General features: G+C 61.1%; 19 protein-coding genes. 13 read left to right on the top strand and 6 right to left on the bottom strand.

Features of this window, described 5'->3' with window-relative positions:
• Positions 1-10: 10 nt before the first annotated feature.
• From ACIPSK_RS17230 to ACIPSK_RS17205, 6 genes are all read left to right on the top strand, one after another.
• Complete coding sequence (locus tag ACIPSK_RS17230; RefSeq protein ID WP_162116749.1) at positions 11-1,231, top strand: GTP-binding protein; 1,221 nt, start codon at positions 11-13, stop codon at positions 1,229-1,231.
• 67 nt (positions 1,232-1,298) lie between these two features.
• Complete coding sequence (locus tag ACIPSK_RS17225; RefSeq protein WP_162116748.1) at positions 1,299-1,607, top strand: hypothetical protein; 309 nt, start codon at positions 1,299-1,301, stop codon at positions 1,605-1,607.
• 42 nt (positions 1,608-1,649) lie between these two features.
• Positions 1,650-3,794, top strand: coding sequence for a peptidase domain-containing ABC transporter (locus tag ACIPSK_RS17220; RefSeq protein WP_064246387.1), 2,145 nt, complete (start codon positions 1,650-1,652; stop codon positions 3,792-3,794).
• Positions 3,791-5,227 (top strand): HlyD family type I secretion periplasmic adaptor subunit, encoded by a 1,437-nt coding sequence (locus tag ACIPSK_RS17215; RefSeq protein WP_162116747.1) that lies wholly within the window; start codon positions 3,791-3,793, stop codon positions 5,225-5,227. Before ACIPSK_RS17220 ends, ACIPSK_RS17215 begins: the two co-directional genes overlap by 4 nt.
• A gap of 210 nt (positions 5,228-5,437) precedes the next feature.
• Positions 5,438-6,631: an L-2-hydroxyglutarate oxidase gene (gene lhgO / locus ACIPSK_RS17210; RefSeq protein ID WP_168724754.1), complete on the top strand. Its 1,194-nt coding sequence runs from the start codon at positions 5,438-5,440 to the stop codon at positions 6,629-6,631.
• A gap of 215 nt (positions 6,632-6,846) precedes the next feature.
• Positions 6,847-8,649: an adenine deaminase gene (locus tag ACIPSK_RS17205; RefSeq protein WP_162116745.1), complete on the top strand. Its 1,803-nt coding sequence runs from the start codon at positions 6,847-6,849 to the stop codon at positions 8,647-8,649.
• Positions 8,650-8,725: 76 nt separating this feature from the next.
• Here ACIPSK_RS17205 and ACIPSK_RS17200 read toward each other — a convergent pair whose 3' ends face one another.
• Both ACIPSK_RS17200 and ACIPSK_RS17195 read right to left on the bottom strand, forming a co-directional pair.
• Positions 8,726-9,931, bottom strand: a complete 1,206-nt coding sequence (locus ACIPSK_RS17200) for an MFS transporter (RefSeq protein WP_246709718.1) — start codon at positions 9,929-9,931, stop codon at positions 8,726-8,728.
• Positions 9,932-10,273: 342 nt separating this feature from the next.
• The gene (locus ACIPSK_RS17195; protein WP_162116743.1) at positions 10,274-11,203 is read right to left on the bottom strand and encodes a TauD/TfdA dioxygenase family protein; all 930 of its coding nucleotides are present in this window, start codon (positions 11,201-11,203) and stop codon (positions 10,274-10,276) included.
• Positions 11,204-11,919: 716 nt separating this feature from the next.
• Between ACIPSK_RS17195 and ACIPSK_RS17190 the strand changes: the two genes are divergently transcribed.
• Complete coding sequence (locus ACIPSK_RS17190; RefSeq protein WP_003552150.1) at positions 11,920-12,066, top strand: DUF1127 domain-containing protein; 147 nt, start codon at positions 11,920-11,922, stop codon at positions 12,064-12,066.
• A 666-nt stretch (positions 12,067-12,732) separates the two neighbouring features.
• Here ACIPSK_RS17190 and ACIPSK_RS17185 read toward each other — a convergent pair.
• Positions 12,733-12,870, bottom strand: a complete 138-nt coding sequence (locus ACIPSK_RS17185) for a hypothetical protein (RefSeq protein ID WP_162116578.1) — start codon at positions 12,868-12,870, stop codon at positions 12,733-12,735.
• Positions 12,871-12,897: 27 nt separating this feature from the next.
• Positions 12,898-13,356 carry a helix-turn-helix domain-containing protein gene (locus ACIPSK_RS17180; protein WP_162116742.1) on the bottom strand — a complete coding sequence of 153 codons (459 nt, stop codon included), beginning with the start codon at positions 13,354-13,356 and terminating at the stop codon, positions 12,898-12,900.
• A 356-nt stretch (positions 13,357-13,712) separates the two neighbouring features.
• On the opposite strand from ACIPSK_RS17180, the gene ACIPSK_RS17175 reads away from it, so the two are divergent.
• The 5 genes from ACIPSK_RS17175 to ACIPSK_RS17155 all read left to right on the top strand — a co-directional run bounded on the left by ACIPSK_RS17175 (position 13,713) and on the right by ACIPSK_RS17155 (position 18,858).
• Entirely contained in the window at positions 13,713-14,915 is a 1,203-nt protein-coding gene (locus ACIPSK_RS17175) for an MFS transporter (RefSeq protein ID WP_162116741.1), read from the top strand.
• A gap of 217 nt (positions 14,916-15,132) precedes the next feature.
• A complete protein-coding gene (gene msuE / locus ACIPSK_RS17170; RefSeq protein WP_162116740.1) occupies positions 15,133-15,693 on the top strand; it encodes an FMN reductase in 561 nt (186 codons plus the stop codon).
• Between the two features lie 241 nt (positions 15,694-15,934).
• Complete coding sequence (locus tag ACIPSK_RS17165) at positions 15,935-16,774, top strand: MetQ/NlpA family lipoprotein (RefSeq protein WP_162116739.1); 840 nt, start codon at positions 15,935-15,937, stop codon at positions 16,772-16,774.
• Positions 16,775-17,135: 361 nt separating this feature from the next.
• Positions 17,136-18,224, top strand: a complete 1,089-nt coding sequence (locus ACIPSK_RS17160) for a methionine ABC transporter ATP-binding protein (protein WP_162116738.1) — start codon at positions 17,136-17,138, stop codon at positions 18,222-18,224.
• Positions 18,205-18,858, top strand: a complete 654-nt coding sequence (locus tag ACIPSK_RS17155) for a methionine ABC transporter permease (protein WP_162116737.1) — start codon at positions 18,205-18,207, stop codon at positions 18,856-18,858. The genes ACIPSK_RS17160 and ACIPSK_RS17155 overlap by 20 nt, the downstream gene beginning before the upstream one ends.
• Position 18,859: 1 nt before the next feature.
• Here the strand turns inward: ACIPSK_RS17155 and ACIPSK_RS17150 are convergent, their stop codons facing one another.
• On the bottom strand, positions 18,860-20,218 hold the full coding sequence (locus ACIPSK_RS17150; protein ID WP_162116736.1) for an LLM class flavin-dependent oxidoreductase: 1,359 nt from the start codon (positions 20,216-20,218) through the stop codon (positions 18,860-18,862).
• A gap of 120 nt (positions 20,219-20,338) precedes the next feature.
• Here ACIPSK_RS17150 and scpA point away from each other — a divergent pair, with 120 nt between their 5' ends.
• On the top strand, positions 20,339-22,477 hold the full coding sequence (gene scpA / locus ACIPSK_RS17145) for a methylmalonyl-CoA mutase (protein WP_162116735.1): 2,139 nt from the start codon (positions 20,339-20,341) through the stop codon (positions 22,475-22,477).
• Position 22,478: 1 nt separating this feature from the next.
• Here the strand turns inward: scpA and ACIPSK_RS17140 are convergent, their stop codons facing one another.
• Positions 22,479-23,639 (bottom strand): fumarylacetoacetate hydrolase family protein, encoded by a 1,161-nt coding sequence (locus tag ACIPSK_RS17140; RefSeq protein ID WP_162116734.1) that lies wholly within the window; start codon positions 23,637-23,639, stop codon positions 22,479-22,481.
• Positions 23,640-23,868 lie beyond the last annotated feature (229 nt).

Genomic DNA, 23,868 nt, shown 5'->3' with positions numbered 1-23,868 from the left:
GGGAGTACCGATGACGAGTGCAGACAACAGACTTCCGGTGACGGTCCTTGCCGGTTTTCTCGGCGCCGGCAAGACGACGATCCTCAACCATGTCCTGCGCAACCGCGAGGGGCGTCGGGTCGCCGTCATCGTCAACGACATGAGCGAGGTGAATATCGATGCCGATCTCGTGCGCGACGGGGGAGCGAACCTGTCGCGGACGGACGAGACACTGGTGGAGCTCACCAATGGCTGCATCTGCTGCACATTGCGCGACGACCTCCTGAGCGAAGTGCGCCGCCTCGCCGCCGCCGGCCGTTTCGACTATCTGCTGATCGAGGGCACCGGCATCGCCGAGCCGCTGCCGGTCGCAGCGACCTTCTCCTTCCGCGACGAGGGCGGGGCAGCCCTCTGCGACGTCGCGCGGCTCGACACGATGGTTTCCGTCGTTGATGCGGTCAATCTTCTGGCCGATTATGCAAGCGCGGAATTCCTGAGGGATCGCGGCGAGAGCCGGGACGGAGACGACGAGCGCAAGCTGGTGGAACTGCTCGTCGAGCAGATCGAATTTGCCGATGTCGTGGTCATCAACAAGGCGCAGGATGTGCCGCCTGCAGGGCTTGCCGAGGTTCGCCGTATCGTCGCCGCACTCAACCCCGATGCCCGGGTCATCGAGACCGGCTTCGGCAGGCTGCAGCTCGACACGATCCTGAATACCGGCCTCTTCAGCGAAGCGAGAGCTGCCCGCCATCCGCTGTGGCACAAGGAACTCTTCGGTTGGGGCGACCACGTGCCGGAGACGGAGGAATACGGCATTTCGAGCTTCGTCTATCGCAGCCGCCGGCCGTTCGATCCCTCCAGGCTGCGGGATTTTCTCGATAGGAAATGGCCGGGCCTCATCCGCGCAAAGGGCCATTTCTGGCTGGCGACAAGGCCCGACGAGATCGGCCTGCTGTCGATCGCCGGCACGCAGTGCCGCATCGACACCAAGGGCTTCTGGTGGGCTTCCGTGCCGAAGGCGCAATGGCCGCGTTATCCGCAGTTCCACCAACTCATCAACCGGCATTGGGACGAGGTCTGGGGCGACCGCCGCCAGGAACTCGTTTTCATCGGCGCCGACTTCGACGAAGACGCAATCCGCACTGCGCTCGACGACTGCCTGACCGGTGAGGAGACGGGCTTCGATCCGCAGACCGCCGCCGGGCTTCGGGACCCGTTTGCGGCCTGGCAGCACGCACATTCAAATAGTTAGAGCGTCCTAATGGACGTAAGACGCCCTGAGATGAAGACGTTTTGATTATCAACCGGAGGAGAGAACAATGAGCAACGAACTTTATACAGATGGCATCGGCGAAATCACCATCACGGGAACGATCGTGCGTATCGACCTGATGTCGCTCTCGGCCACTGATCGTGACGCCAACAACAATCCGAAGCCGGTTTTCCGCCAGCGCATCATCATGCCGGTCGATGCCTTCGCCAACGCGGTCGATCTCATGCAGAAGGCGCTTGGCGGGTTGGTGGAGGCGGGTGCGGTCCGCCGTATGGGCGATATGCCAGCTGCGGCGGCTGCCGATATCCAATCGGTGCAGGCGGGCGCTACGAACGCCTCGCCGAACTTCAACTGACAAACAAATATTGCCTCGGTCTCGTATTGTTTCGGGTGGGCCATGAGTGGTTTTCTGCATACCAACCTGCACTGTCTTGCACTGGTCGCGCGTCATCACGGCGTCGATCTTGCTCCTGAACGATTGCAGCACGATTATGCCGTCGGCAACGATCCTGTTGCCTTGCGGCAGCTGCTGCGCATGGCCAAGGATGCCGGCCTCAGGGCCAGGCACCTGACGCTCGACTGGCGATCCCTGTTCCAACTTGGCGAGGCATTCCCGGTGCTCGCCGAGCTGACGAACGGCAACTGGGTGGTCATCGCCGGCGCTGTCGGGAGCGGAGAGGATGAGAGAATCCGCGTTCTCGACCCGCTGGCATCACGCGCCGAAGTGATGATGCTCAGCGAAGAGCAGTTCGCCAAGGCCTGGCTCGGATCGGTGATCCTGCTGAAGCGCAACTATCGCATGTCCGATGAGGACCGGCCCTTCGGCTTCCGCTGGTTCGTGCCCGAGATCATCAAGCAGCGCAGCTTCTTCCGCGATGTCGCGCTCGCCGCCTTCGTGCTCTACGGGCTGGGGCTGACGACGCCGATCTTCTTTCAGCTCGTCATCGACAAAGTGCTGGTGCATCAGAGCTATGCGACGCTGACGGTTCTGACAGTGGGCATTGCGATCGCGCTCGTCTTCGACGCGACCTTCACCTTCCTGCGCCGCTATCTGCTGCTCTATGCGACGAACAGGATCGACATCCGCGTCGCGACCCGCACCTTCGGCCATCTGCTCAACCTGCCGATCGCGCTCTTCGAGCAGGCCTCGGCCGGCGTTCTCGTCAAGCATATGCAGCAGACCGGGCGCATCCGCGAATTCCTGACCGGCCGACTGTTTCTCACACTTTTGGACGGCGTTTCGCTCCTGGTCTTCGTACCGATCCTGCTTCTCTACAGCGTCAAGCTGACGCTTGTCGTGCTCGGTTTTGCCGCCCTCGTCGGGCTCGTGGTGATGATGCTCGTCGGGCCGTTTCAGCGCCGGTTGCAGGCGCTCTACCAGGCCGAAGGCGACCGGCAGGCATTGCTGGTGGAAACCGTGCACGGCATGCGCACCGTCAAATCGCTGGCGCTGGAGCCGCGCCAGCGCAAGGTGTGGGACGATTATTCGGCCCAGTCGATCTCCGTGCGTTTCCGGGTCGACAAGATCTCGACCATCGCCCAGGCGATGACCGGACTGCTGGAGAAGCTGATGAGCGTCGCGATCATCGGCCTCGGCGCGCTCGATGTCTTCAGCGGCGCGATGACGATCGGCGCGCTGGTCGCCTTCAACATGCTCGCCGGCCGGGTCTCGGGACCGCTGGTGCAGATCGTCACCATGGTGCACGAATATCAGGAAGTCGCGCTCTCCGTGCGCATGCTCGGCGAGATCATGAACCAGCGGCCGGAGCAGGCGGGCCGCGGGCGAGGTGTTCGGCCGCATCTGCAAGGCCGCATCGAATTCGACAGGGTCAGCTTCCGCTACGGCCCGGATAGCGCACCGGCGCTCGACAATGTCTCCTTCGCCATCCCGGCCGGCTGCCTCTTCGGCGTGGTTGGCAAGAGCGGCTCGGGCAAGACGACGATCACAAGACTCATCCAGGGGCTCTATCAGAGCCAGGAAGGTCTCGTGCGCATGGATGGCTATGACAGCCGCGAGATCGACCTCGTGCATCTGAGAACGAGCATCGGCGTCGTGCTGCAGGATAGCTTCCTGTTTCGCGGCTCGGTGCGGGAAAATATTGCCGCCGCCAAGCCCGATGCCAGCATCGAGGAGATCATGGAAGTCGCCCGCATCGCTGGCGCCGAGGAGTTCATCGAGCGTCTGCCGCGCGGCTTTGACACGATGCTGGAGGAAAACGCCTCCAACCTGTCAGGCGGCCAGAAACAGCGGCTTGCCATTGCCCGCGCGCTGATTACCGATCCGAAGCTGTTGATCTTCGACGAGGCAACGAGCGCGCTCGACCCCGACAGTGAGGCGATCATCCGAGACAATCTGAGCCGCATTGCCGCCGGCCGCACCGTCATCATCGTCTCGCACCGGCTTTCGACGCTCGTCGATGCCGATGCCATTCTCGTCATCGAGCGTGGCAAGGTCGCCGATATCGGCCGGCACGATCAGCTCGTATCGCGCTGCATGACCTATCGCCACCTGTGGGCCCAGCAGATGAGGCAGGTCGCATGAATGCGCACACCAGAAAACCCAGCGAGAACCTGCCGGTCCCTTCAGACAAGGCGCCCTCAGGCAAGGCGCCCTCCAGCAAGGGAAGGGAACTGACCGCCCGCCTGCCGCTGCCGCCGGCCATCGCAGAATTCCAATCCGATGCGGTCGAGCTCGAGGAACGCGCGCCGCCCAGAGTTGCGCGCATGACGCTCTATTGCGTGACGGCGCTGATTGCTGCGGCGATCATCTGGGCCTCGGTCTCGTCAATCGACGAGGTGGTGATCGCGCCCGGCAAGCTCGTCACCACCCAGCCGACCATCGTCGTCCAGCCGCTCGAAACCTCGATCATCCGCACGATCGAGGTGAAGGCCGGTGAAGTGGTGCATGCCGGCCAGACGCTCGCGACCCTCGACGCTACTTTCAGCCAGGCCGATGTCGACCAGCAGCAGGCGAAATTCTCCGCGCTCGATGCCCAAGTGCGGCGCATCGAGGCCGAGCTTGCTGGCGACGACTACACGAAGATGGCGGGAGATACGCCCGACCAGATGCTGCAGGCGCAGCTCTTCGGCCAGCGACGGGCCTTCTACGTGGCGCAGCTGCAGAATTTCGAGCAGCAGATAGCCGGCCAGTCGGCCGCTCTTCTGGCGAGCAAGAACCAGGAGGCCGTGCTCAACGACAGGCGTGATGGGCTGTCGCAGATCGAGGCAGCGCGCGAGCGGCTTTATAACAAGCAGAGCGGCTCGCTGATCACCCTGCTCGGCTCGCGCGACGCCCGCCTCGACGTCGAGTCCGATCTGACGGCCGTTCGCGGCCGGGCCGACGAGGCCGCGCACGCCTATTCCAAGCTAACGGCCGACCGACAGGCCTTCATCGAGGATTTCCGCCGGGCGGCGATGGAGCAACTGGTGGAACTGCGCGGCCAGCGTGACATGGCGGACGAGGAACTGAAGAAGATGGCGCTGCGCCGCAACATGGTCGCGCTGACGGCGCCGGCCGATTCCGTCGTGCTCGACCTGGCGCAGCGCTCGGTTGGTTCGGTGGTGCGGGAGGCGGAGCCGGTGGTCACACTCGTGCCCATCAACGTGCCGCTGGAAGCGGAAGTTTCGATCAACACGCGCGATATCGGCCGGGTCGCTGTCGGCAAGGAAGCCCGTATCAAGCTCGATGCCTATCCATTCCAGAAATACGGAACCGCGACAGGCGAGGTGAGGACCATCAGCCAGGACACCTTCCTCACGGGCCAGCAGGAGGCCCCCACCAACCAGCCGGCCGCTCCCTTCTTCAAGGCGCGGATCCTGCTCGCCGATACCCGGCTGAATGCCACAGATGTGCCGGTCCGGCTGCTTCCCGGCATGACTGTGACGACGGAAATCAAGGTCGGCAACCGTACGGTGATCTCCTATTTTCTGTATCCGCTACTGCGTGGCCTCGACAACGCAATACGCGAACCGTAGGACGTGATAGATCAGTTCGCCCCGAACGAGATCCCGAGCGAGGTTCAAGGCAGATATTTCGCGTCCCATAGCTGCGGCCCGCCCGCATGTTCGTGAAAGGCGGATTTGCCCGAATTTCGGCGGCTCGCACTATCAACGAACCGTCGAGCTTTCGCTCAGCGGCAAGCCGTCGTTCGGCGTTAACTTCGATCGATTGGAGTGAGTGTCGCAATGATTCACGACGTCTGCATCATAGGCGGCGGCATAGTTGGCCTTGCTACCGCCATGGCCGTTCTGGAAAAGCGTCCCGGCGCAAGTGTCGTTCTCCTTGAAAAGGAGCCTGGCTTGGCCGTCCACCAGACGGGGCATAACAGCGGCGTCATCCACGCGGGAATATACTATGCGCCAGGCAGCTTGAAAGCGCGCCTCTGTCGGGAGGGGGCCGATGCCATCAAGGCGTTCTGCAGGGAGAAGGCTGTACCCTATGAACAATGCGGAAAGCTGGTGGTTGCCACCAACGAGCTCGAACACCGCCGCCTGAAGGACCTGGCCGAACGGGCAAAGATCAACAGCATCGATATCGAATGGCTTGATCGGAATAGGCTGAAACAGCGGGAGCCCATGGTCGAAGGCGTCGCGGCAATTTTCGTTCGGGCGACGGGTATCGTCGACTACAAGGCTGTGTGCGTCGCCATGGGCGCTCATCTGACCGCTCAGGGCGTGGAAATCGAATTGAATACGCAGGTTTCCGCGATCCGCGAAACCTCTGATCTCGTGGAGATTTCAGCGGGTGAGCGCCAATGGCGGGCCAGACAGCTGATCGCCTGCGCCGGCCTGCAGTCCGACCGCATCGCCAAACTTGCGGGCCTCAAGATCGATCATCAGGTCATACCTTTCAGGGGCGAATATTTCCGTCTGCCGCCGTCGCGGAATGGGCTGGTCAGGCACCTGATCTATCCGGTGCCCGATCCGTCGCTTCCATTCCTTGGCATTCATGTCACCAAGATGATCGACGGCAGCCTTACCGTCGGACCCAATGCGGTTCTAGGAATGGCGCGCGAGGGGTATCCGAAATTCAGCATAAACATCCGGGATCTCAGCGAGTGTCTCTCGTTTCCAGGCCTATGGCGGCTTCTCTGGAAGAATGCAGGGGGCGCCGTGAAAGAATTCAGAGACTCGCTGTGGCGGAAAAACTATCTGGAAGCGTGCCGCAAATACTGCCCATCGCTGACACTCGAAGACCTTCAGCCGATGGAAGCGGGCATCCGAGCCCAGGCCGTGATGCGAGACGGGCGCCTCGAGCATGACTTCCTGTTCCTAAGGACGGGTCGCATGCTGCACGTCTGCAATGCGCCGTCGCCAGCGGCCACGTCGTCGATCCCGATCGGCCGGGATATTGCCGACAGGTGCTTTTCCTCCGGCTAGACGAAGCCGTGAGGGAAACCGGATGACGTTCAAGACAAGATTTCTCGAAGTCGGAATGAACGATGTCGGTTAGGGTGCCCTGAGCGGTAGAGCATCCCTGCCTATTGCCCCGTTCAGTCGGCCTACGCCAGAGACAAGAACTATTGGTGCTTCCTTCCCTCGACGGCGTTCCTTACATTCTTGCCTGTTCTCCCCGACCTGGAAATGAGGTTTTCATGAGCACGCTTACCCGCTTCTCCGTTCAGCCGCTCTCGACCATGACCCGTCGTCTTGCCGATGTCGCCTCCGCGCGTCGCGATCCAGACCTGGTCATCCAGGGCGCACGCGTCTTGTCCACTTATTCGGAGCGCTTTCTCGACGGACGGGAAGTCTGGATCTCGGGGGGCCGCATTGCGGCCGTCAAGCAGGCCGGCAGCTACAGGGGCGCAAGCGCTAAACTCTACGACGCCAAGGGCGGCATCATCGCGCCCGGTCTGGTCGATCCGCATATCCATATCGAATCCTCGATGGTGACGGCCTGCACCTATGCCGAAGCGGCGCTCCTCAACGGCACGACGACGATCTTTTGCGACAGCCACGAGATCGGCAACGTGATGGACGTCGCCGGCGTCGAGGCCATGCTCGAGGATGCACGGCAGGCGCCCCTGTCGATCTTCCTGACCGTGCCGAGCACCGTGCCGGCGACGACGCCGGATCTGGAGACAGCCGGCGGCGACCTGACGCCGGACAAGATCGCCGCCCTCTTCGACAAATGGCCGGAAGCCGTGGCTCTCGGTGAGAAGATGGATTTCGTCCCCGTTGCGATGGGCGACGAGCGCAGCCATGCGATTCTGGCTGCGGCGCTCGAGCGCGGCAGGCCGGTGTCGGGCCATGTCTACGGACGAGAGTTCGTTGCCGCCTATGCGGCATCCGGCGTCACCGACACGCATGAAGCCATAGACCGCGACATTGCCGACGACCTGCTGGAAGCCGGCGTGTGGATTTTCCTGCGCGGCGGCCCGCCGACGACACCCTGGCATTCGCTGCCGCAAGCGATCAAGACGATCACCGAGCTCGGCGCTTCCCACAAGCGCGTTGCCGTCTGCACCGACGACCGTGATGCGGAAGATCTGCTCGCCTTCGGCCTGGACTGGGTGACTCGCGAAGCCGTGAAATACGGCATGAGGCCGGAACAGGCCTGGGCGATGGGTTCGCTGCACGGCGCAACGCGGTTCGGCATGGAAGGCGAAATCGGCGGTCTGGGCGGCGGGCGCCGCGCCGACCTAGTACTTCTCAGCGACGACCTTACGCCGGTCAGCACCTGGTATGGCGGCGAGCTCGTCGTCGACGGCAAGAAGATCACGCCGATCCTCGACGAAGCCCTGTCGAAACCATACCGCTATCCGGATGCCGCCTTCCACACGGTCAAGCTGCCAAAGAACCTCAAACTGACGCCGGACCTGCCGACGGAGACGGTCGTCGCTCATACGATCAAGACGGAGCTGCCTGGCATCACCCTCGGCCATGTCACCGTCACGCTGGAGCCGGCCAATGACTGGAAGGCGCATTTCGACAAGCACGATCTCTGCTTCGTGACGGTGGTGGAGCGTCACGGCAAGTCTGCCGGCAATGTCGCCCACGGACTGCTCAACGGCTTCGGCCTCAGACAAGGCGCGGTCGCATCGTCGGTCGGCCACGACAGCCACAACATTATCGTCGCCGGCACCAATGCAGCGGACATGCAGGTGGCGCTCGATGCCATCGCGGAAAGGCAGGGTGGCGTCTGTGTCGTCATGGACGGCAAGGTGACGGCCATGGTGCCACTGCCGATCGCCGGGCTTTTGTCCGACAAGCGCGTGCACCAGGTCGCCGACGAGGTAAAGGCCTTGAAGCTCGAATGGGAAAAGGCAGGCTGCACCATCGCCTATATGGGCTTCAATCTCATCCCGCTCTCGGTCATCCCGGAAATCCGGATAACCGACAAGGGCCTGGTGCTGGTGCCGGAGATGGTCATCTCGCCACTCTTCGAAAAGATCTGACCGGCAAAAAACAGTCGGCGTGTGCGGCGAGGATGCCAACTAATAGCGTTTGCGCCAAAGGCAGCATCGGCAGACGTTACTCGGCCTGCACCCTTTGATCCTTCGGCAGCAAAATCGTCATCGCCGCCGCGACGGCGGCCGTAACTGCAACGGCAAGATAGATGCCGCTGAAACTCTCCGTCGATGTCTTGATCACGCCGCCAAAGAAGTTCCCTGTAGTGCCGCCGATGCCCTGGAACACGGTGCAGATGCCCAAGACGGTCACCGCAAGGCGTGGCGTGGCGCGATGTGAGACGTAGGCCGGCAGCAGGCCATAGATCGGATAAAAGCCCAGCGAAAAGAAGATGCCTGACAGGATCGAGAGATCCATCGAGGAATCGAGGACGACGAGGGCGCCGGCGGCGAGGAAGCTTGAGTAACATGCGAGCATGGCATAGCGCGATCCGAGGCGCGATGAAATTGTGCCAATGGCGAAGCCTGCGCTGATCCCCACCACCCCGATCGTTGCCCAGAGCCACGAGGCAAAGCCGACGGAATAGCCGAGTTCCTCGCGCAGGAACGGCGACAGGTAGGTGAGATAGGGATAGGGCATCAGGCCGTTGATGAAGCCGAGCGCGAAGATCAGCATCACCCATGGCATGATGGAGCGCAGGCTTGCTGAAGCGCCGGCAGCTGACGCGAGCGTTTCGTGACTTGCCCCGCTGTCGAAGAGGCCGGCCCGCCCGAAGAGGATGTGGGTGACAATGGCCAGTGTGATCGTCGCGGCGCCTGTGAGATACCAGACCATCTGCCAGTGACCGCTTCCGGCGTATGCCGCCACGAGTGCGCTGTTGATGAGGACGCCAAAGGCCGGGGCGCTGGAGATCAGGCTCATGGCAAAGCCGCGTTGTTCCGCTCTCACCACCCGCGAGGCGAGGTTAATCATCGGCACGAAGGTCGATGCGCCCGTCGCGCCGGCGACCATCAGCAGGCCGGCAACAACATAGAGATTGTCGATGATGGGGATGCCCGACAGGCAAAGCCCACAGAGCGACACGGACGCCACCACCGTCCGTGCGGCACCGATGCGATGGACGAGCCAGGTAGCGAGCACGGCGAATGCCACCGTGGAAAACTGGACCAAGCCGGTGACAGTGCCGACGAACGCATAGTCGAAGGCAAGATCTTTCCGCATGTCGGGGATGATCTGGGGAAACAGGCTGAGGCCGAAGCCATAACACGTGGCGACGCAAGCGATCATGACGGCGACGAGAACGTTACCCGGGAGACGCACGCTAGTCATGATGATCGGCCTCTGTTGGCAATCGCGGTCACGCATGTTCGACACGATGATCATCTAGCATCGGCAGGTGGCGGACTGTCGGGTCTGCGACACCGGCTGCCGATATCGCCGGCACGCGAGCAGCACGTCGTCAAGCCTGTGACGACGTGTGAGAGTTATTGTCCCAAACTGTGAATGGATGGCAACAGCTGAGCCATGCTGCATCGCCGCGCTGGGTGATGCAGCGGGTCGCGAATGGGCGCCGTCAGATTGTTGGCGATGCCTGGATGACTATCGGTGGCGCAAGCGGCGGCAGGCGCCGCGGTATATGAAGCTGCATGGTCGCCCCCTGTCCGGCCGCGCTCACGCGGCCTTTGCTTTCGGCTTGGCGGCCTTGACGTGGGTTATGCTGTGGCGGCCGTCGACGCTGACGGGGACGTCGCCGTCAACGGTGGCGCGGCGCACGACCCGGTGCTGGTCGCCGTAGTCGTTGACAGCATAGTGCTGGGTCGCGCGATTATCCCAGATCGCCACATCCCCGGCTCTCCAGCGCCAGCGCACGGTATTTTCCGGGGCGGTAACGTAGGACTGGAACACCTCGTAGAGTTTCGCGGAGTCGCTTTTCGACAAGCCGACCAGGCGCTGAACGAAATTGCCGAGCAGCAGCGATCTTTCGCCGGTTTCGGGATGGACACGCACGACTGGATGCTCGGTCTCGTAGATGGTCGAAGTGAAAACGTCCTCGAAATGCTTCTTCTCTTCAGCGGTGGCACGAGGGCGCACGGCTGCGTAGTCATAGGCATTGCTGTGAATGGCCCATAAATTGTCCGCCAGCAATTTGAGCGGTGCTGGCAGACTTTCGTGTGCGGCATGGGTGTTGGACCAGATCGTATCACCTCCAGCTGCCGGAATGACGACGCCACGAAGGATCGAGAATTTAGGATAGGCATCCACGAAGGTGACATCTGTGTGCCATTGGTCCGCCCTGCCGCCGCCGCGGCTGGAATCGAGATTGAGGATGGAGGCCGTGCCGGTCACCGGACCCTGGGTTGGATGAGGCACAAGGTCGCCCAGGCGGCGTGCGAATAATTCCTGTTGGGCATCGTCAAGATGTTCCTGGTCGCGGAAGAAGACGACTTTGTGTTTCAGGAGAAGCTGGTTGATGGCCGCCACCGTTGCGTCCGAAAGGTCTCCGCTGAGGCGGATGCCCCTGATTTCGGCGCCGACGCGGCCAGTCAGCGGCACGACATCGGACTCGGGAATGACCTGATTGACGAGAATTGGATTGCTCATGGAAATCTCCTGGTTGATCTTGGAAGAAGACGGCAAGTCACATGCGCCCAGCGAAGCATCCGCAGGGCGTTCGAAAATCTCATTGTCAAAATCGACAGGGCTATGGAACGATATAATCTATAAATCCATAGATAGAATTTTCTAATTTTGGCCGTTTGCCCGAAACAGCCGCCTTCGATAGTCCCTTCTTCCCAACGAATTCCTCACTTGGGGCCTTCAGCGATGCATCATTTCACCCGAAGGCGCTGGTGCACTTCCGCAAATCAGGGTCCGCAGACCAGCAGTGCCCTGGCCAATCGATTTTGTTCAGCAAGACGCTCAGCGTGGCAGGGATCCTGCTTATTTCTTCGGAGAATTTAGGCCCCGATATCGTTACGCCGTGGCGTTGGGATATGCCGCTGAGCGCTTCCGTCCGGATATGTCGGATAACTTCGGGCGCTCGGAACTCAACACGTGTCATTAAGTACTGTTCGCAGCATCGGGTTCACTCTGTGACGCGAGTCAGGAACCCGTCGATCCGACGGCTTTCACCTCCGGGCTTGAAAAAGAGAGCATTTCGCTCAAAAAAGAAACAGCCCATGCATATATCGCATAGCTGAGGTGAGAGATTGTCGCTGTTTTAAACCGATTGAACCGCTTATATTCCAACCATCGAAACGACGCCGGAACGAAGCAAGGTTGCTGACGTCAGACAGCCCTCGGGAAAGGGGATTATCATGAACGTAGCACGCTCTTTCAACAACTGGCGCAAGTTCCGTCAGACCGTCACCGAGCTCGGCCGCATGTCCAGCCGTGAGCTGCAGGACCTCGGCATCGACCGCGCTGACATCCGCAGCGTTGCCCGCGCATCGATCGCGCGCTAACCGCACAGCGCGTAATATCTAGTACTGCTTGACGCCCGTTCCCGACGCGGGCGTTTTTGCGTCGAGTTCCGTGGCTGAGCTCGTTGGGATCCTTGTTCGCATTGTAAGCTTTCCGCCTTGTAGTCCTTGCATAGCTGCAGTGCAGCATAAGACATTGGCACCATCCGTGGTCGGTGTATGATGAAGACGATCGAAGCAATGCACCTCCTCCCGCAAAGCTTCGACTTTCGGACGGCCCACTCCTCCTCCCAAGGGACGTCTGTCAGAACAGCGGCATTCCTCCTCCCAGTCGCTGTTCGGTTTTCAGAAAGCCTGCCGCACCTCCTCCCGTGGCAGGCTTTTTCGTATCCTGAGCCTTCCCTGCTAAAGATCGAGATCGAGTGCGGCTGTTCCCACGTCGAATATCGGGAGAGAAAGCCGCTTCATATCCCGCAGACCAAGAAGGTAGCTGTGATAGGCGGCCGAATTGCCTCGAAGGAGTGGCGCTTGGTTTCATACCGGCGAACTTGGCCGGCAAGCTCCCTGGCGGTCCGCCGCGCGATGTCGCGCCGGTGACTTATCAAATCATATTTCTGGAGGCTGAAACGCTCGGCCCAGATGACCTCATCGCCGTGTTGGCCATGATCTCAGGATTCATAGGAACCACGCCAACGCCGAGCGCGGATATTAGCTCCCGGCTCCGTCCTGCAGATACCGATCCGGCAGATAGCAGATCGCAAGCAGACCCTTTTCCGGGAACGCCACGGGTTGCCCGGTCGGATCGATCAGCCGCAACTCAGAAAATGACTCGAGCCTGAGCTTCATGCGGATACTGCCTGCCGATATCCCTGGCTATTCTCCGAGCGGAAGAGTGATATCCGCTCCGGAGGCTCCCAATGTTACGCCGCGACTTTCCGCCTGCGCCATCGCCTTTACCAGCGCGATGACCGTATCGCGGATATTGCGGTCGGCAATTTTAAGAAAGGCGCGATTGAGCACCAATCCCTCTTTTGTTCGCAGGAATTCAGCGACCGGGTCGGTATTCGCCGACAGATCCAGCCCTTGCAGCGTTAACGGCTCGGAATTCTCCTGTTCGAAGAAGAAGCTCACCGACGTGTGAAGCACATCGGCGATCCGCTGAAGCCGGCTTGCGCCGATGCGGTTGATGCCCTTCTCGTATTTTTGAACCTGCTGAAAGGTCACGCCGATCTGCTCGGCAAGCCGTTCCTGGCTCATCCCGAGCAACTGGCGGCGCATTCTTATGCGCGCTCCGACATAGCTGTCTATTGCATTCGCTGTCTTGACATTCATCGTGTGTTTTCAGCCTCGATCGCATTTTCAATCGGGGAAGCTGTAGTATCCCCTGCATGGCTTTTCCATGGTTGTTTTCACATAGCATACTGGATATGCGATGATCGCGACCGACTGTGGTATGAAAGCCCGCCTGGAAAGACGTTAAGCCAGGCAGAAATCACTTGTTCGGAGAAAAAATCGAACAAAAGCCGTACCAATACGGATAAAACCGGGCTGTAATTGCGTCTCCGCTTACGCTAAATGCACTTCAGCGACCGTCGCAGGAGTGTCTTCCCAGCCCCGATCGCCCGAAAATCCATCGAACAAAAGCGACGTGGCACGGCACCGGCCGTGCCTATGCAGGAGAAGTATTGATGGCAACCGTTGCCGAGAGCGCGCCCCGTTTCGAAAAAACAACCATGTCCATCCTCATGGCGGTCAGCTTCTGCCACATGCTGAACGACATCATGCAGTCACTGCTCGCCTCGCTCTATCCGCTGTTCAAGGCGAACTACGATCTCGATTTTGTCCAGATCGGCCTCCTTACCATGACTTTCCAGGTCACGGCTTCGCTGCTGCAGCCGCTGGTCGGCATCGTCACCGACCGCTGGCCGATGCCCTATTCGCTGCCTGTGGGCATGGCGAGTACCTTTTGCGGCCTAATTCTGCTCGGCAATGCCGGCAGCTTCGAACTGCTGCTGGTTGCCGCAAGCCTGATCGGCTTCGGCTCGGCGGTCTTCCATCCGGAATCGTCGCGCGTCGCCCGTCTTGCCTCCGGTGGTCGTCACGGTTTCGCGCAATCCTTCTTCCAGGTCGGTGGCAATGCCGGCCAGGCGATCGGTCCGCTGCTTGCCGCCTTCATCGTGCTGCCGCTCGGCCAGCACAGCGTTTCCTGGTTCGCCGCCATCGCCATGGTCGGCATGATCGTGCTGAGCTGGGTCGGCAACTGGTACATCAGCCACAGGCGCCAGAATGCCAGCAAGCCGCCAATCAGCCGGAGCCTGCCGCTGCCGCAGAACCGGGTCATCTGGGCGCTGCTCATTCTCGTGCTGCTGACGGCGACGAAGAATGTCTACATGGCCAGCGTGTCGAGCTACTTCACCTTCTACGTCATCGACAAGTTCGAGCTCAGCGTGCAGCAGGCACAGCTAATGCTCTTTCTGTTCCTCGGCTCGGTCGCCATCGGCACCTTCCTCGGCGGGCCGATCGGTGACCGCTTCGGCGCGCGTTTCGTCATCTGGTTCTCGATCCTCGGCGTCATTCCCTTCGCGCTCCTGCTTCCCTATGCGAACCTTTTCTGGACGGGCGTGCTCAGCATCGTCATCGGCCTGATCTTCGCTTCGGCTTTCTCGGCAATCGTCGTCTTCGCACAGGAACTGGTGCCCGGGCGCGTCGGGCTGATTGCCGGCGTCTTCTTCGGCTTCGCCTTCGGGGCAGGGGGGCTTGGGGCGGCGCTGCTCGGCGATTTCGCTGATACCCACGGCATCGATTTCGTCTACCGTATCTGCTCCTACCTGCCGCTGCTCGGTCTCCTGACGGTCTTCCTGCCGCGCATTCCTAAGCAGAAACCGGTCTGAGGCGACATCGCTCACTGACAATGCATCGAGCCAAAATGTCACCGGGACTCCGGCTCGATGCATCCAGTGTCGCACGTCGCAACCGCCCATTGGCTCGAACGTATTTTTCTCCTCCTACGAGGAAGAGGGATCGCCATTCCTTTAATCCACTATTTTTATAGATAATATTCGTGAGAATAATGACGTCGGTTTCGGCACGATATTGGAAGGAAATGGCATGTCTGCTCCCAAACTGGTCGGCCTAGCGGGTAGTTTCAACCGCCCGTCGAAGACCTTTGCGCTTGTCGAAAATATTGCCGGTCTCGCCAGCGAGAAATACGGCTTCGACAACACTGTCCACGACCTGACCGATGTCGGCCCCTCGCTTGGTTTGGCGCTGCGCCGTGACGATCTCGATAATCGCGCCAAGGAAGTCATCGACGACATCGTCAATGCCGATGTGCTGGTCATCGGAGCGCCGACCTACAAGGGCAGCTATCCCGGCCTTTTCAAGCATCTGATCGACCTGATCGACCCGCATGAGCTGCGCGCCAAGCCCATCGTCATCACCGCAACCGGCGGCGGCGACCGGCATGCGCTGATGGTCGAGCACCAGCTCCGCCCGCTCTTCGGTTTTTTCATGTCTTACACGCTGCCGACCGCCGTTTATGCATCCGACCGCGACTTCACCGATTACCGTGTCTCATCCGACCCGCTTTGCAATCGGATCGGGGAGGTCATCGGCGAGCTCGCGGCCTTCTTTCCCAACCGGAATCAGGCGCTAATCGCTGCCGAGTGAAGCGTGCGGGATAGACTTGAAACGGCGCCGCTAAGGCGTCGTTTTCGCTTTCGCGCCATCCTCGCGGCCAGGTATAATCCACTAATTTGATGGAAATTTATCCTGCCGATATCGATGGCAGGGCAAGAGTTTTTCCGGCCCTTCTTCCACATCAGACATTCGTACTTCGCTCCCAATGCGCGCATTTGCCATGATTGGCCTGCTCGGGGCGTCGGCCTCATTCAGTCAGACGGGATATAAAATGACCAAGAACAAAAATCTTCACGGCCTCCACCTTTCGCGCCGGGCGGCTCTTGCCGCCGTGGCCGTTTCCGCTGCCGCACTCTTTACCCTTGCAGCACCCGCTTCTTCCTTTGCCGAGGACAAATCGATCAAGGTCGGCATCATGGCCGGCGAGGAGGAGGATATTTGGCGCGTAGTCGCGAGCGAGGCGGCCAAGAAGGGTCTCAAGATCGAGACCGTCATCTTCAACGACTACACCCAGCCGAATGAAGCGCTGGAACGCGGCGAAATCGATGCCAACGCCTTCCAGCACCAGCCCTATCTCGACAACCAGATCCAGCAGCACGGCTATCACATCATTCGCGTCGGTTATACCGGGGTCTGGCCGATCGGCCTTTACACCAAGAAATACAAGTCCGTCGCCGAGATCCCGGAAGGTGCTGTCATCGGCGTGCCGAACGATCCTTCGAACGAAGGCCGTGCGCTGCGCGTTCTCCAGAACGAAGGCCTGATCAAACTGAAGGAGGGCACCGGTATTCTCGCGACCGTCGCCGACGTCACCGACAATCCGAAGAAGATCGAGATCAAAGAGCTCGACGCCGGCATCGTCGGCCGCTCGATCGACGATCTGGATGCCGGTATCGTCAACACCGACTGGGCGTTGAAAAGCGGTCTTTCTCCGGCCGAACGCATCGCCCAGGAGCCGATCACTGATAATCCATACCGCAACTTCATCGCCGTCAAGGACGACAACAAGGATGCCGAATGGGTTAAGACGCTTGTGTCTTCTTATCAGAACGACACCGTCAAGGCCGAATTCGATAAGGTCTACAAGGGCACCGGTCTCAGCGCCTATTGATCCGAGGCGGGGCTGGGGTTAGAGCCTTTCCGGGTTAGATTGCAGCATTCTGTTGGCTCAAACGGAGTCGGATGGTCGACCGGCCGGCGCGTGTCGTAGCCCGGTTCTACGGCCAAGCCGGCCGGTCGATCAGCCGGCCCGTTTCAGCCAACCCGAAGGGCCGGGCATCTTTCCGCCGGGATCAAAGGCGATCGGCTCGGACGTACCAAGGGGTATGCCCTTCGCCAATCGCCTTTGATCCTGACGAAAATCTGCTCCGGCAGAATGCTTCAATCTAACCCGGAAAGGCTCTAAGGCCTGCCGAAAGGCGGTCCGGGCGTTCTCTGCCCGGACCGCCTTCAGTATTTGTAAGGAAAATCACATGAATTCCCTTGTTTCCACCACGGTGATCGAGGCGCAGTCTCAAGCGGCGGCTTCCGAAGAGGTGGTGAGGCTGACCGACGTGAAAAGACGGTTCGGAGCCACTGCAGCCCTCGACGGCATTTCGCTGGCGGTGAAGAGAGGTGAGATTCTCGGCATCATCGGCCGCAGCGGCGCCGGCAAATCGACGCTGATCCGCTGCCTGAACGGCCTGGAGCGCGCCGATGGCGGCGAGATCCTCATCGAAGGCCGAGACATCACCGGACTTTCAGAACAGGAACTGCAGCCGCTGCGCCGCCGCATCGGCATGATCTTTCAGCATTTCAATCTGCTTTCTGCCAAAACCGTCGAGGAAAACGTCGCGCTGCCCCTGAAGATCGAGGGTCTTGCAAAGGGCGAGCGCCTGAAACGAGCCCATGAACTGCTCGAGCTTGTCGGCCTTGCAGACAAGGCGAAGGCTTATCCTGCATCGCTGTCCGGCGGCCAGAAACAACGCGTCGGCATCGCCAGGGCGCTCGCGGCGCGCCCGGCGCTGCTGTTGTCCGACGAGGCGACATCGGCGCTCGATCCGGAAACGACCCGGTCGATCCTGGCGCTGCTCAAGGATATCAACCGTAAGCTCGGGCTGACCATTCTGCTGATCACGCATGAGATGGAAGTGGTCCGCGGCATTGCCGATCGCGTCGCGGTCATCGATGCCGGGCGGATCGTCGAGGAAGGGCAGGTCTGGTCAGTCTTCGCCAATCCGCAGGCTGAAATCACCGGGAGCCTGCTCGGCGGCATCCGCCCGCAGCTTCCTGCGCATATCGCCGGCCGGCTGTCGGCGACGGCGGGCAGCGAAGCGATCCTCAGCGTCGATCTCGCCGGGCCACAGGCACAGGGCGCGCTGTTTGCCGAACTCTCGGCAGTATTGCCGCATTCCTTCCGCCTCGTCCATGGCGGTATCGATCATATCCAGAACCAGCCGGTGGCACGGTTCTTCATCGCCGTTCCCGCACGCGACCCCGCGCTTGTCGGAAAGGTCGAACAATTCCTGACGGCCCGGTCCGCCCGGGTGGAGCTGCTTGGTTATGACGCCGATCATGTTTGAACTGCTTATTCGCTCCCTTTGGGAGACGGTCCTGATGACCCTCGCCTCGGGGGTGATCTCGCTCGTCGCCGGCCTGCCGCTCGGCCTGGCCCTGGTTGCGACGGCGCGCGGCGGCATCGCCGAAAACCTTTGGATCAATCGCGTGCTCGGCGCAGTCATCAATGGTTTCCGATCGGTGCCCTTCATCATCCTGCTGGTGGCGCTGATTCCGCTGACGCGGCTGATCGTCGGGACAGCGCTCGGCACCTGGGCGGCCATCGTGCCGCTCGCCATCGCCGCAACGCCCTATTACGCCCGTATCGCCGAAGTATCGCTGCGCGAGGTCGACCGCGGGCTGATCGATGCCGTGCGCGCCATGGGTGGAAATCGCTGGACGATCATTCGCGAGGTGCTGGTGCCTGAAGCGCTGCCGGGCATCGTCGCCGGTTTCACCGTCACGCTGGTGACGCTGATCGGCGCCTCGGCCGTGGCGGGCGCAATCGGCGCCGGCGGCCTCGGCGATCTCGCCATCCGCTATGGCTATCAGCGTTTCGAAACCAGTGTGATGATCGCGGTGGTAGCCGTCCTCATTGTGCTTGTCTGCGGCATCCAGTGGCTTGGCGACCGACTGGTCGCCAGGCTAGACCACCGATAAGTCAGCGTCGGAACTGGGCGGCGGGATGAGCAGCGGGCAACCTGCCGTTCTCGCCGCCGAAGAGCTTCTGCCGCAAGGGTCCGGCAGCATAGTCCGCCTTGAAGATGCCGCGCTCCTGCAGCACCGGCACGACCAGATCGACGAAATCGCGCAGGCTTTCCGGCGCCACCGTCCGCGCCAGATTGAAGCCGTCGATGCCGCCCTCTTCGATCCATGTCGTGAGATGATCGGCGATCTGCTCAGGTGAGCCGACCACCGGTTTCATCCGGCTGCCGAGTATCATCTGGTCGATGATGTCACGCAGCGTCACCGGCTTCGCTGCCTGTTTCGTGATGGCCGCAAGTGCGGATTGATTGGCGTTGGTCGAGCTCTGGTCGATGACGTCGTCCAATTCATACTTCGAAAAATCGATGCCTGTCGAAGCGGAGTAATGCGCAAGCGAGGCCTCGACGCTCGCATGGCGGCGATAATCCTCGAGCTTGTCCTGGGCTTCCTTCTCCGTCCGCCCGACGACAACAGTGATCAGGCTCAGGATCTTCAATGCGTCGGCGCCGCGGCCGAATTCTTCCGCCTTCGCCCGCAGCGCATCGACGGTCGGCCTGGCCGCCTTGGGATTAGGCCCGGCAATGAAGACGCATTCGGCGTGGCGAGCGGCAAAGTCCTGGCCGCGGGCCGAGGCGCCGGCCTGAAAGAGCAGGGGCGTGCGCTGCGGCGAGGGCTCGGAAAGATGGATGCCTTCCATCCGGTAATATTTGCCGTCGTGACGGACAGAGCGCACTTTGGAGGGATCGGCATAGGTGCCGCCCGCCTTGTCGCGCAGCACCGCATCGTCGTCCCAGCTGCCTTCCCAGAGCTTGTAGAGGATCTCGAGATATTCTTCGGCTGCGTCGTAGCGCGCATCATGTTCCGGCAGCGTGTCGAGACCCATGCTGCGGGCGGCACTGTCGAGATAACCGGTGACGATGTTCCAGCCGATCCGTCCCTTGGTCAGGTGATCGAGCGTCGACATGCGCCGCGCCAGCAGGAAGGGTGGCTCATAAGTCGTGTTGACGGTCACCCCGAAACCCAGATGTTTGGTGACATAGGCCATCGCCGAAATTGGCATCAGCGGATCATTGACCGGGATCTGCGCGCCAGTCTCGATCACCGGCGACGGGCTACCCCTGTAGACATCGTAGACACCGACGATGTCGGCCAGGAAAATGCCGTCCAGCTTGCCGCGTTCGGCGGTCTTGGCAAACTCCGTCCAGTAGTCGAGATCGGTATACTGCGCTGAGCGGTCGCGCGGATGCGTCCACAGGCCGTGGTTGATATGGCCGACGCAGTTCATGTCGAAGGCATAGATCTGCATGGTCTTCATGAGGCGGGTTCCCAAAGCCGGCAATAGAAATCAAGGATTTGCCGCGTTATTATCCCAAGCTGTATCGCACGAAGAGCCTGTGAAATGGTAGGGTGCGGATGAAAGAGCCGGAGGAACCGCATGACGAAGAAGACGCTGTCGGATTGGGCGGAGCTTGCGCAAAAGGAACTGCGCAGCTCGCCCGAAACGCTGACCTGGCAGACGCCGGAAGGCATTGCCGTCAAGCCGCTCTATACGGCCGAGGATCTCGACGGCGCCGGGCACCTTGGTTCGCTTCCCGGTTTTGCCCCCTTCACCCGCGGCCCGCGGGCGACGATGTATGCCGGCCGGCCCTGGACGATCCGCCAATATGCCGGCTTTTCGACGGCAGAGGAATCGAATGCCTTTTATCGCCGCAATCTGGCGGCCGGCCAGAAGGGCCTGTCGGTCGCCTTCGATCTTGCCACCCACCGCGGTTACGACAGCGATCATCCGCGCGTCGAGGGCGATGTCGGCAAGGCGGGTGTGGCAATCGACAGCGTCGAGGACATGAAGATCCTGTTCGACGGCATTCCGCTCGGCGAAATGTCGGTGTCGATGACCATGAACGGCGCCGTCATCCCGATCCTTGCCTCCTTCATCGTCGCCGGCGAGGAGCAGGGCGTTCCACGGGCCGAACTTTCTGGCACCATCCAGAACGACATCCTCAAGGAGTTCATGGTCCGCAACACCTATATCTATCCGCCCGAACCCTCGATGCGGATCGTTGCCGATATCATCGACTATACCGCCCGCGAGATGCCGAAGTTCAACTCCATCTCGATCTCCGGCTACCACATGCAGGAAGCCGGCGCGACGCTGGTGCAGGAACTGGCCTTCACGCTGGCCGACGGCCGCGAATATGTCCGCGCCGCCATCGCCAAAGGCTTGAGCGTCGACGAGTTCGCCGGCCGCCTTTCATTCTTCTTCGCCATCGGCATGAACTTCTTCATGGAAGCCGCCAAGCTGCGCGCCGCCCGCCTGCTCTGGACGCGGATCATGGAAGGGTTTCATCCGAAGAAACAGTCCTCGCTGATGCTGCGCACCCATTGCCAGACCTCCGGCGTCTCGCTGCAGGAACAGGACCCCTATAACAACATCATCCGCACCGCTTTCGAGGCGATGTCGGCCGTGCTCGGCGGTACGCAGTCGCTGCACACCAACTCCTTCGACGAGGCGATCGCGCTGCCGACGGAATTTTCCTCGCGCATTGCGCGTAATACGCAGCTGATCCTGAGCCACGAAACGGGCGTGACAAAAGTGGTCGATCCCCTGGCGGGCTCCTACTATGTCGAAAGCCTGACGGCCGAGCTTGCCGATAAGGCCTGGGCCTTGATGGAGGAGGTCGAGGCTCTGGGCGGCATGACCAAGGCCGTGGCCGATGGCCTGCCGAAACGGCTGATCGAGGAAGCGGCCGCGCGCCGCCAGGCAGCTGTCGACAAGGGCGAGGAGGTCATCGTCGGCGTCAACCGCTACCGGCTCGACAACGAGCAGCCGATCGACATTCTGGAGATCGACAATAGCGCGGTACGCAAAGCGCAAATCAGACGTATCGAGGAAACGAAGCGGCGGCGCGATGGCGGAGCCGTGCGCGAGGCGCTGGCGGCCCTGGCAGAGATCGCACAGAGCGGCAAGGGCAACCTGCTGGAAGCCGCGATCGCGGCGGCGCGGGCCCGCGCCACGGTCGGCGAGATATCGGATGCGATGCGCACTGCCTTCGGCGATCATGCCGCCATTCCTGAAGTCATCAAAGGCGTCTACGGCGAAGCATATGAAAACGAGCCGGAGCTCGCTGTGTTGATGACCCGCATGACCGAAGTGACGGAAGCGATGGGTCACCGGCCGAAAATCATGGTCGCCAAGCTCGGTCAGGACGGACACGACCGAGGCGCCAAAGTGATCGCTTCGGCCTTCGGCGATATCGGCTTCGATGTACTCGCCGGTCCCCTCTTCCAGACACCGGAGGAAGCTGCCGGCGTCGCGCTCAGCGAAAAGGTCAATGTCGTCGGCGTCTCGTCGCTGGCGGCCGGTCACAGGACGCTGCTACCGCAGCTGATCGACAGGCTGAGAGAACAGGGCGGTGGTGATATCATCGTCGTCTGCGGCGGCGTCATCCCGCGTCAGGACTATGAATTCCTGCACGAACACGGCGTTGCAGCCGTGTTTGGCCCGGGGACAAACATTCTCGAGGCGGCAAACTCCGTTCTCGACTTGCTGCAGGGCAGGCGGCGAAACCAGTAGTTTAGAGCAGACCGCGCTTTGCGAGGTTGCTCATCAGCGCCGAAATACCGAAGGTCCAGGGCGGGCATTCGGTAGAGAGCCGAACGGTGTTGACGAGCGCGCCGAGCCCTACCGAGGAAATCTCGACCACATCACCGATCTTGTGGGTGAAGCCTTGCTTTGGCGCGTCGCGGTCCTGCGTCGGCGCAAACAGCGTGCCGAGAAAGAGCATGAAACCATCGGGATATTGGTGATGGGCGCCGACCGTCTGCTTGACGAGATCGGTCGGGTCGCGGCTGATCTTTGACATCGAACTCTTGCCGTGCAGCACGAAACCGTCCTGGCCGGTGACTTTCAGGTCGAGTTCGGCGTTGCGGACGTCATCCAGGCTGTAGCCGGCATCGAACAGGCGGATGAAAGGACCGATCGAGCAGGAGGCGTTGTTGTCCTTGGCCTTGCCGAGCAGCAGTGCCGAGCGGCCCTCGACGTCGCGCAGATTGACGTCGTTGCCGAGCGTCGCCCCCTTGATTTCGCCGCGGCTGTTGACCGCGAGCACGATTTCCGGCTCGGGGTTGTTCCAGGTCGAGATCGGATGCAGGCCGACATCGGCACCCCAGCCGACCGAGGAGAGCACCGGCGCCTTGGTGAAGACTTCGGCGTCCGGCCCGATGCCGACCTCGAGATATTGCGACCACATGCCCTCGTCGATCAGTGCCTGCTTGACCTTGGCCGCCTCCGGCGAACCGGCCTTCAGATTGGTGAGGCTGCCGCCGATCAGCGTGCTGACACGCTCGCGGATCGAGGCGGCGCGTTCCGGATTGCCGGCCGCCTTCTCCTCGATAACGCGCTCGATCATCGACTGCGCGAAAGTAACACCGCAGGCCTTGACGGCCTGCAGGTCGACGGGTGCAAGGAGATAGGCGCGCGTTTGATCCGGCGTTCCCGTACTGTTGGCGACAATCTGCTCCAGTGAACCGACCGCCTTGCCACTTGCGGCGCGGATGAAGCCGGCGGCATCCTGCCGCTCGAGCAGAGCGCTCAGCGTCGGCGCCTCGCGCGACGTGATGTCGACCAGCACGCCCTCGCGTGATGTCACAATGCTCGGTCCGGCAACCTCGGGATTCCAGACGCGGCCAACGAAAAGACCATCGGAAGCGGCGACATCGAGAAGAGCTTGAGACATGGTGATCTTCCGTCAAGACGAGCGAGAATCGCTCTTTTGAAAATTGCGGGGTGTTGCCGCCCTCCAACCCGGCGGCGACCAAAATCGATCACATTCATGAAGACGGGGCAAGATGCGTTGGGGAAAAAGACTTTTTCTCGATCGGCTCAAGCGGCGGGCTTCCTCGGGAATCCAATCGCAAAAGCCCTCAAAATAACTATTTAGATACAAAATAACTGTTAAATTTCAA

This window comes from Rhizobium sp. LARHSG275 (assembly GCF_052871115.1).
Note: the sequence above shows the minus strand (reverse complement) of the source record. Positions and strands in the feature narration are given on the sequence as shown.

Excerpts from the sequence above, each read along its gene's own strand:
- ACIPSK_RS17230 (WP_162116749.1), top strand. The coding sequence starts at position 11 with ATGACGAGTGCAGACAACAGACTTCCGGTGACGGTCCTTGCCGGTTTT.
- ACIPSK_RS17225 (WP_162116748.1), top strand. The coding sequence starts at position 1,299 with ATGAGCAACGAACTTTATACAGATGGCATCGGCGAAATCACCATCACG.
- ACIPSK_RS17220 (WP_064246387.1), top strand. The coding sequence starts at position 1,650 with ATGAGTGGTTTTCTGCATACCAACCTGCACTGTCTTGCACTGGTCGCG.
- ACIPSK_RS17215 (WP_162116747.1), top strand. The coding sequence starts at position 3,791 with ATGAATGCGCACACCAGAAAACCCAGCGAGAACCTGCCGGTCCCTTCA.
- lhgO (WP_168724754.1), top strand. The coding sequence starts at position 5,438 with ATGATTCACGACGTCTGCATCATAGGCGGCGGCATAGTTGGCCTTGCT.
- ACIPSK_RS17205 (WP_162116745.1), top strand. The coding sequence starts at position 6,847 with ATGAGCACGCTTACCCGCTTCTCCGTTCAGCCGCTCTCGACCATGACC.
- ACIPSK_RS17200 (WP_246709718.1), bottom strand. The coding sequence starts at position 9,931 with ATGACTAGCGTGCGTCTCCCGGGTAACGTTCTCGTCGCCGTCATGATC.
- ACIPSK_RS17195 (WP_162116743.1), bottom strand. The coding sequence starts at position 11,203 with ATGAGCAATCCAATTCTCGTCAATCAGGTCATTCCCGAGTCCGATGTC.
- ACIPSK_RS17190 (WP_003552150.1), top strand. The coding sequence starts at position 11,920 with ATGAACGTAGCACGCTCTTTCAACAACTGGCGCAAGTTCCGTCAGACC.
- ACIPSK_RS17185 (WP_162116578.1), bottom strand. The coding sequence starts at position 12,870 with ATGAAGCTCAGGCTCGAGTCATTTTCTGAGTTGCGGCTGATCGATCCG.
- ACIPSK_RS17180 (WP_162116742.1), bottom strand. The coding sequence starts at position 13,356 with ATGAATGTCAAGACAGCGAATGCAATAGACAGCTATGTCGGAGCGCGC.
- ACIPSK_RS17175 (WP_162116741.1), top strand. The coding sequence starts at position 13,713 with ATGGCAACCGTTGCCGAGAGCGCGCCCCGTTTCGAAAAAACAACCATG.
- msuE (WP_162116740.1), top strand. The coding sequence starts at position 15,133 with ATGTCTGCTCCCAAACTGGTCGGCCTAGCGGGTAGTTTCAACCGCCCG.
- ACIPSK_RS17165 (WP_162116739.1), top strand. The coding sequence starts at position 15,935 with ATGACCAAGAACAAAAATCTTCACGGCCTCCACCTTTCGCGCCGGGCG.
- ACIPSK_RS17160 (WP_162116738.1), top strand. The coding sequence starts at position 17,136 with ATGAATTCCCTTGTTTCCACCACGGTGATCGAGGCGCAGTCTCAAGCG.
- ACIPSK_RS17155 (WP_162116737.1), top strand. The coding sequence starts at position 18,205 with ATGACGCCGATCATGTTTGAACTGCTTATTCGCTCCCTTTGGGAGACG.
- ACIPSK_RS17150 (WP_162116736.1), bottom strand. The coding sequence starts at position 20,218 with ATGAAGACCATGCAGATCTATGCCTTCGACATGAACTGCGTCGGCCAT.
- scpA (WP_162116735.1), top strand. The coding sequence starts at position 20,339 with ATGACGAAGAAGACGCTGTCGGATTGGGCGGAGCTTGCGCAAAAGGAA.
- ACIPSK_RS17140 (WP_162116734.1), bottom strand. The coding sequence starts at position 23,639 with ATGTCTCAAGCTCTTCTCGATGTCGCCGCTTCCGATGGTCTTTTCGTT.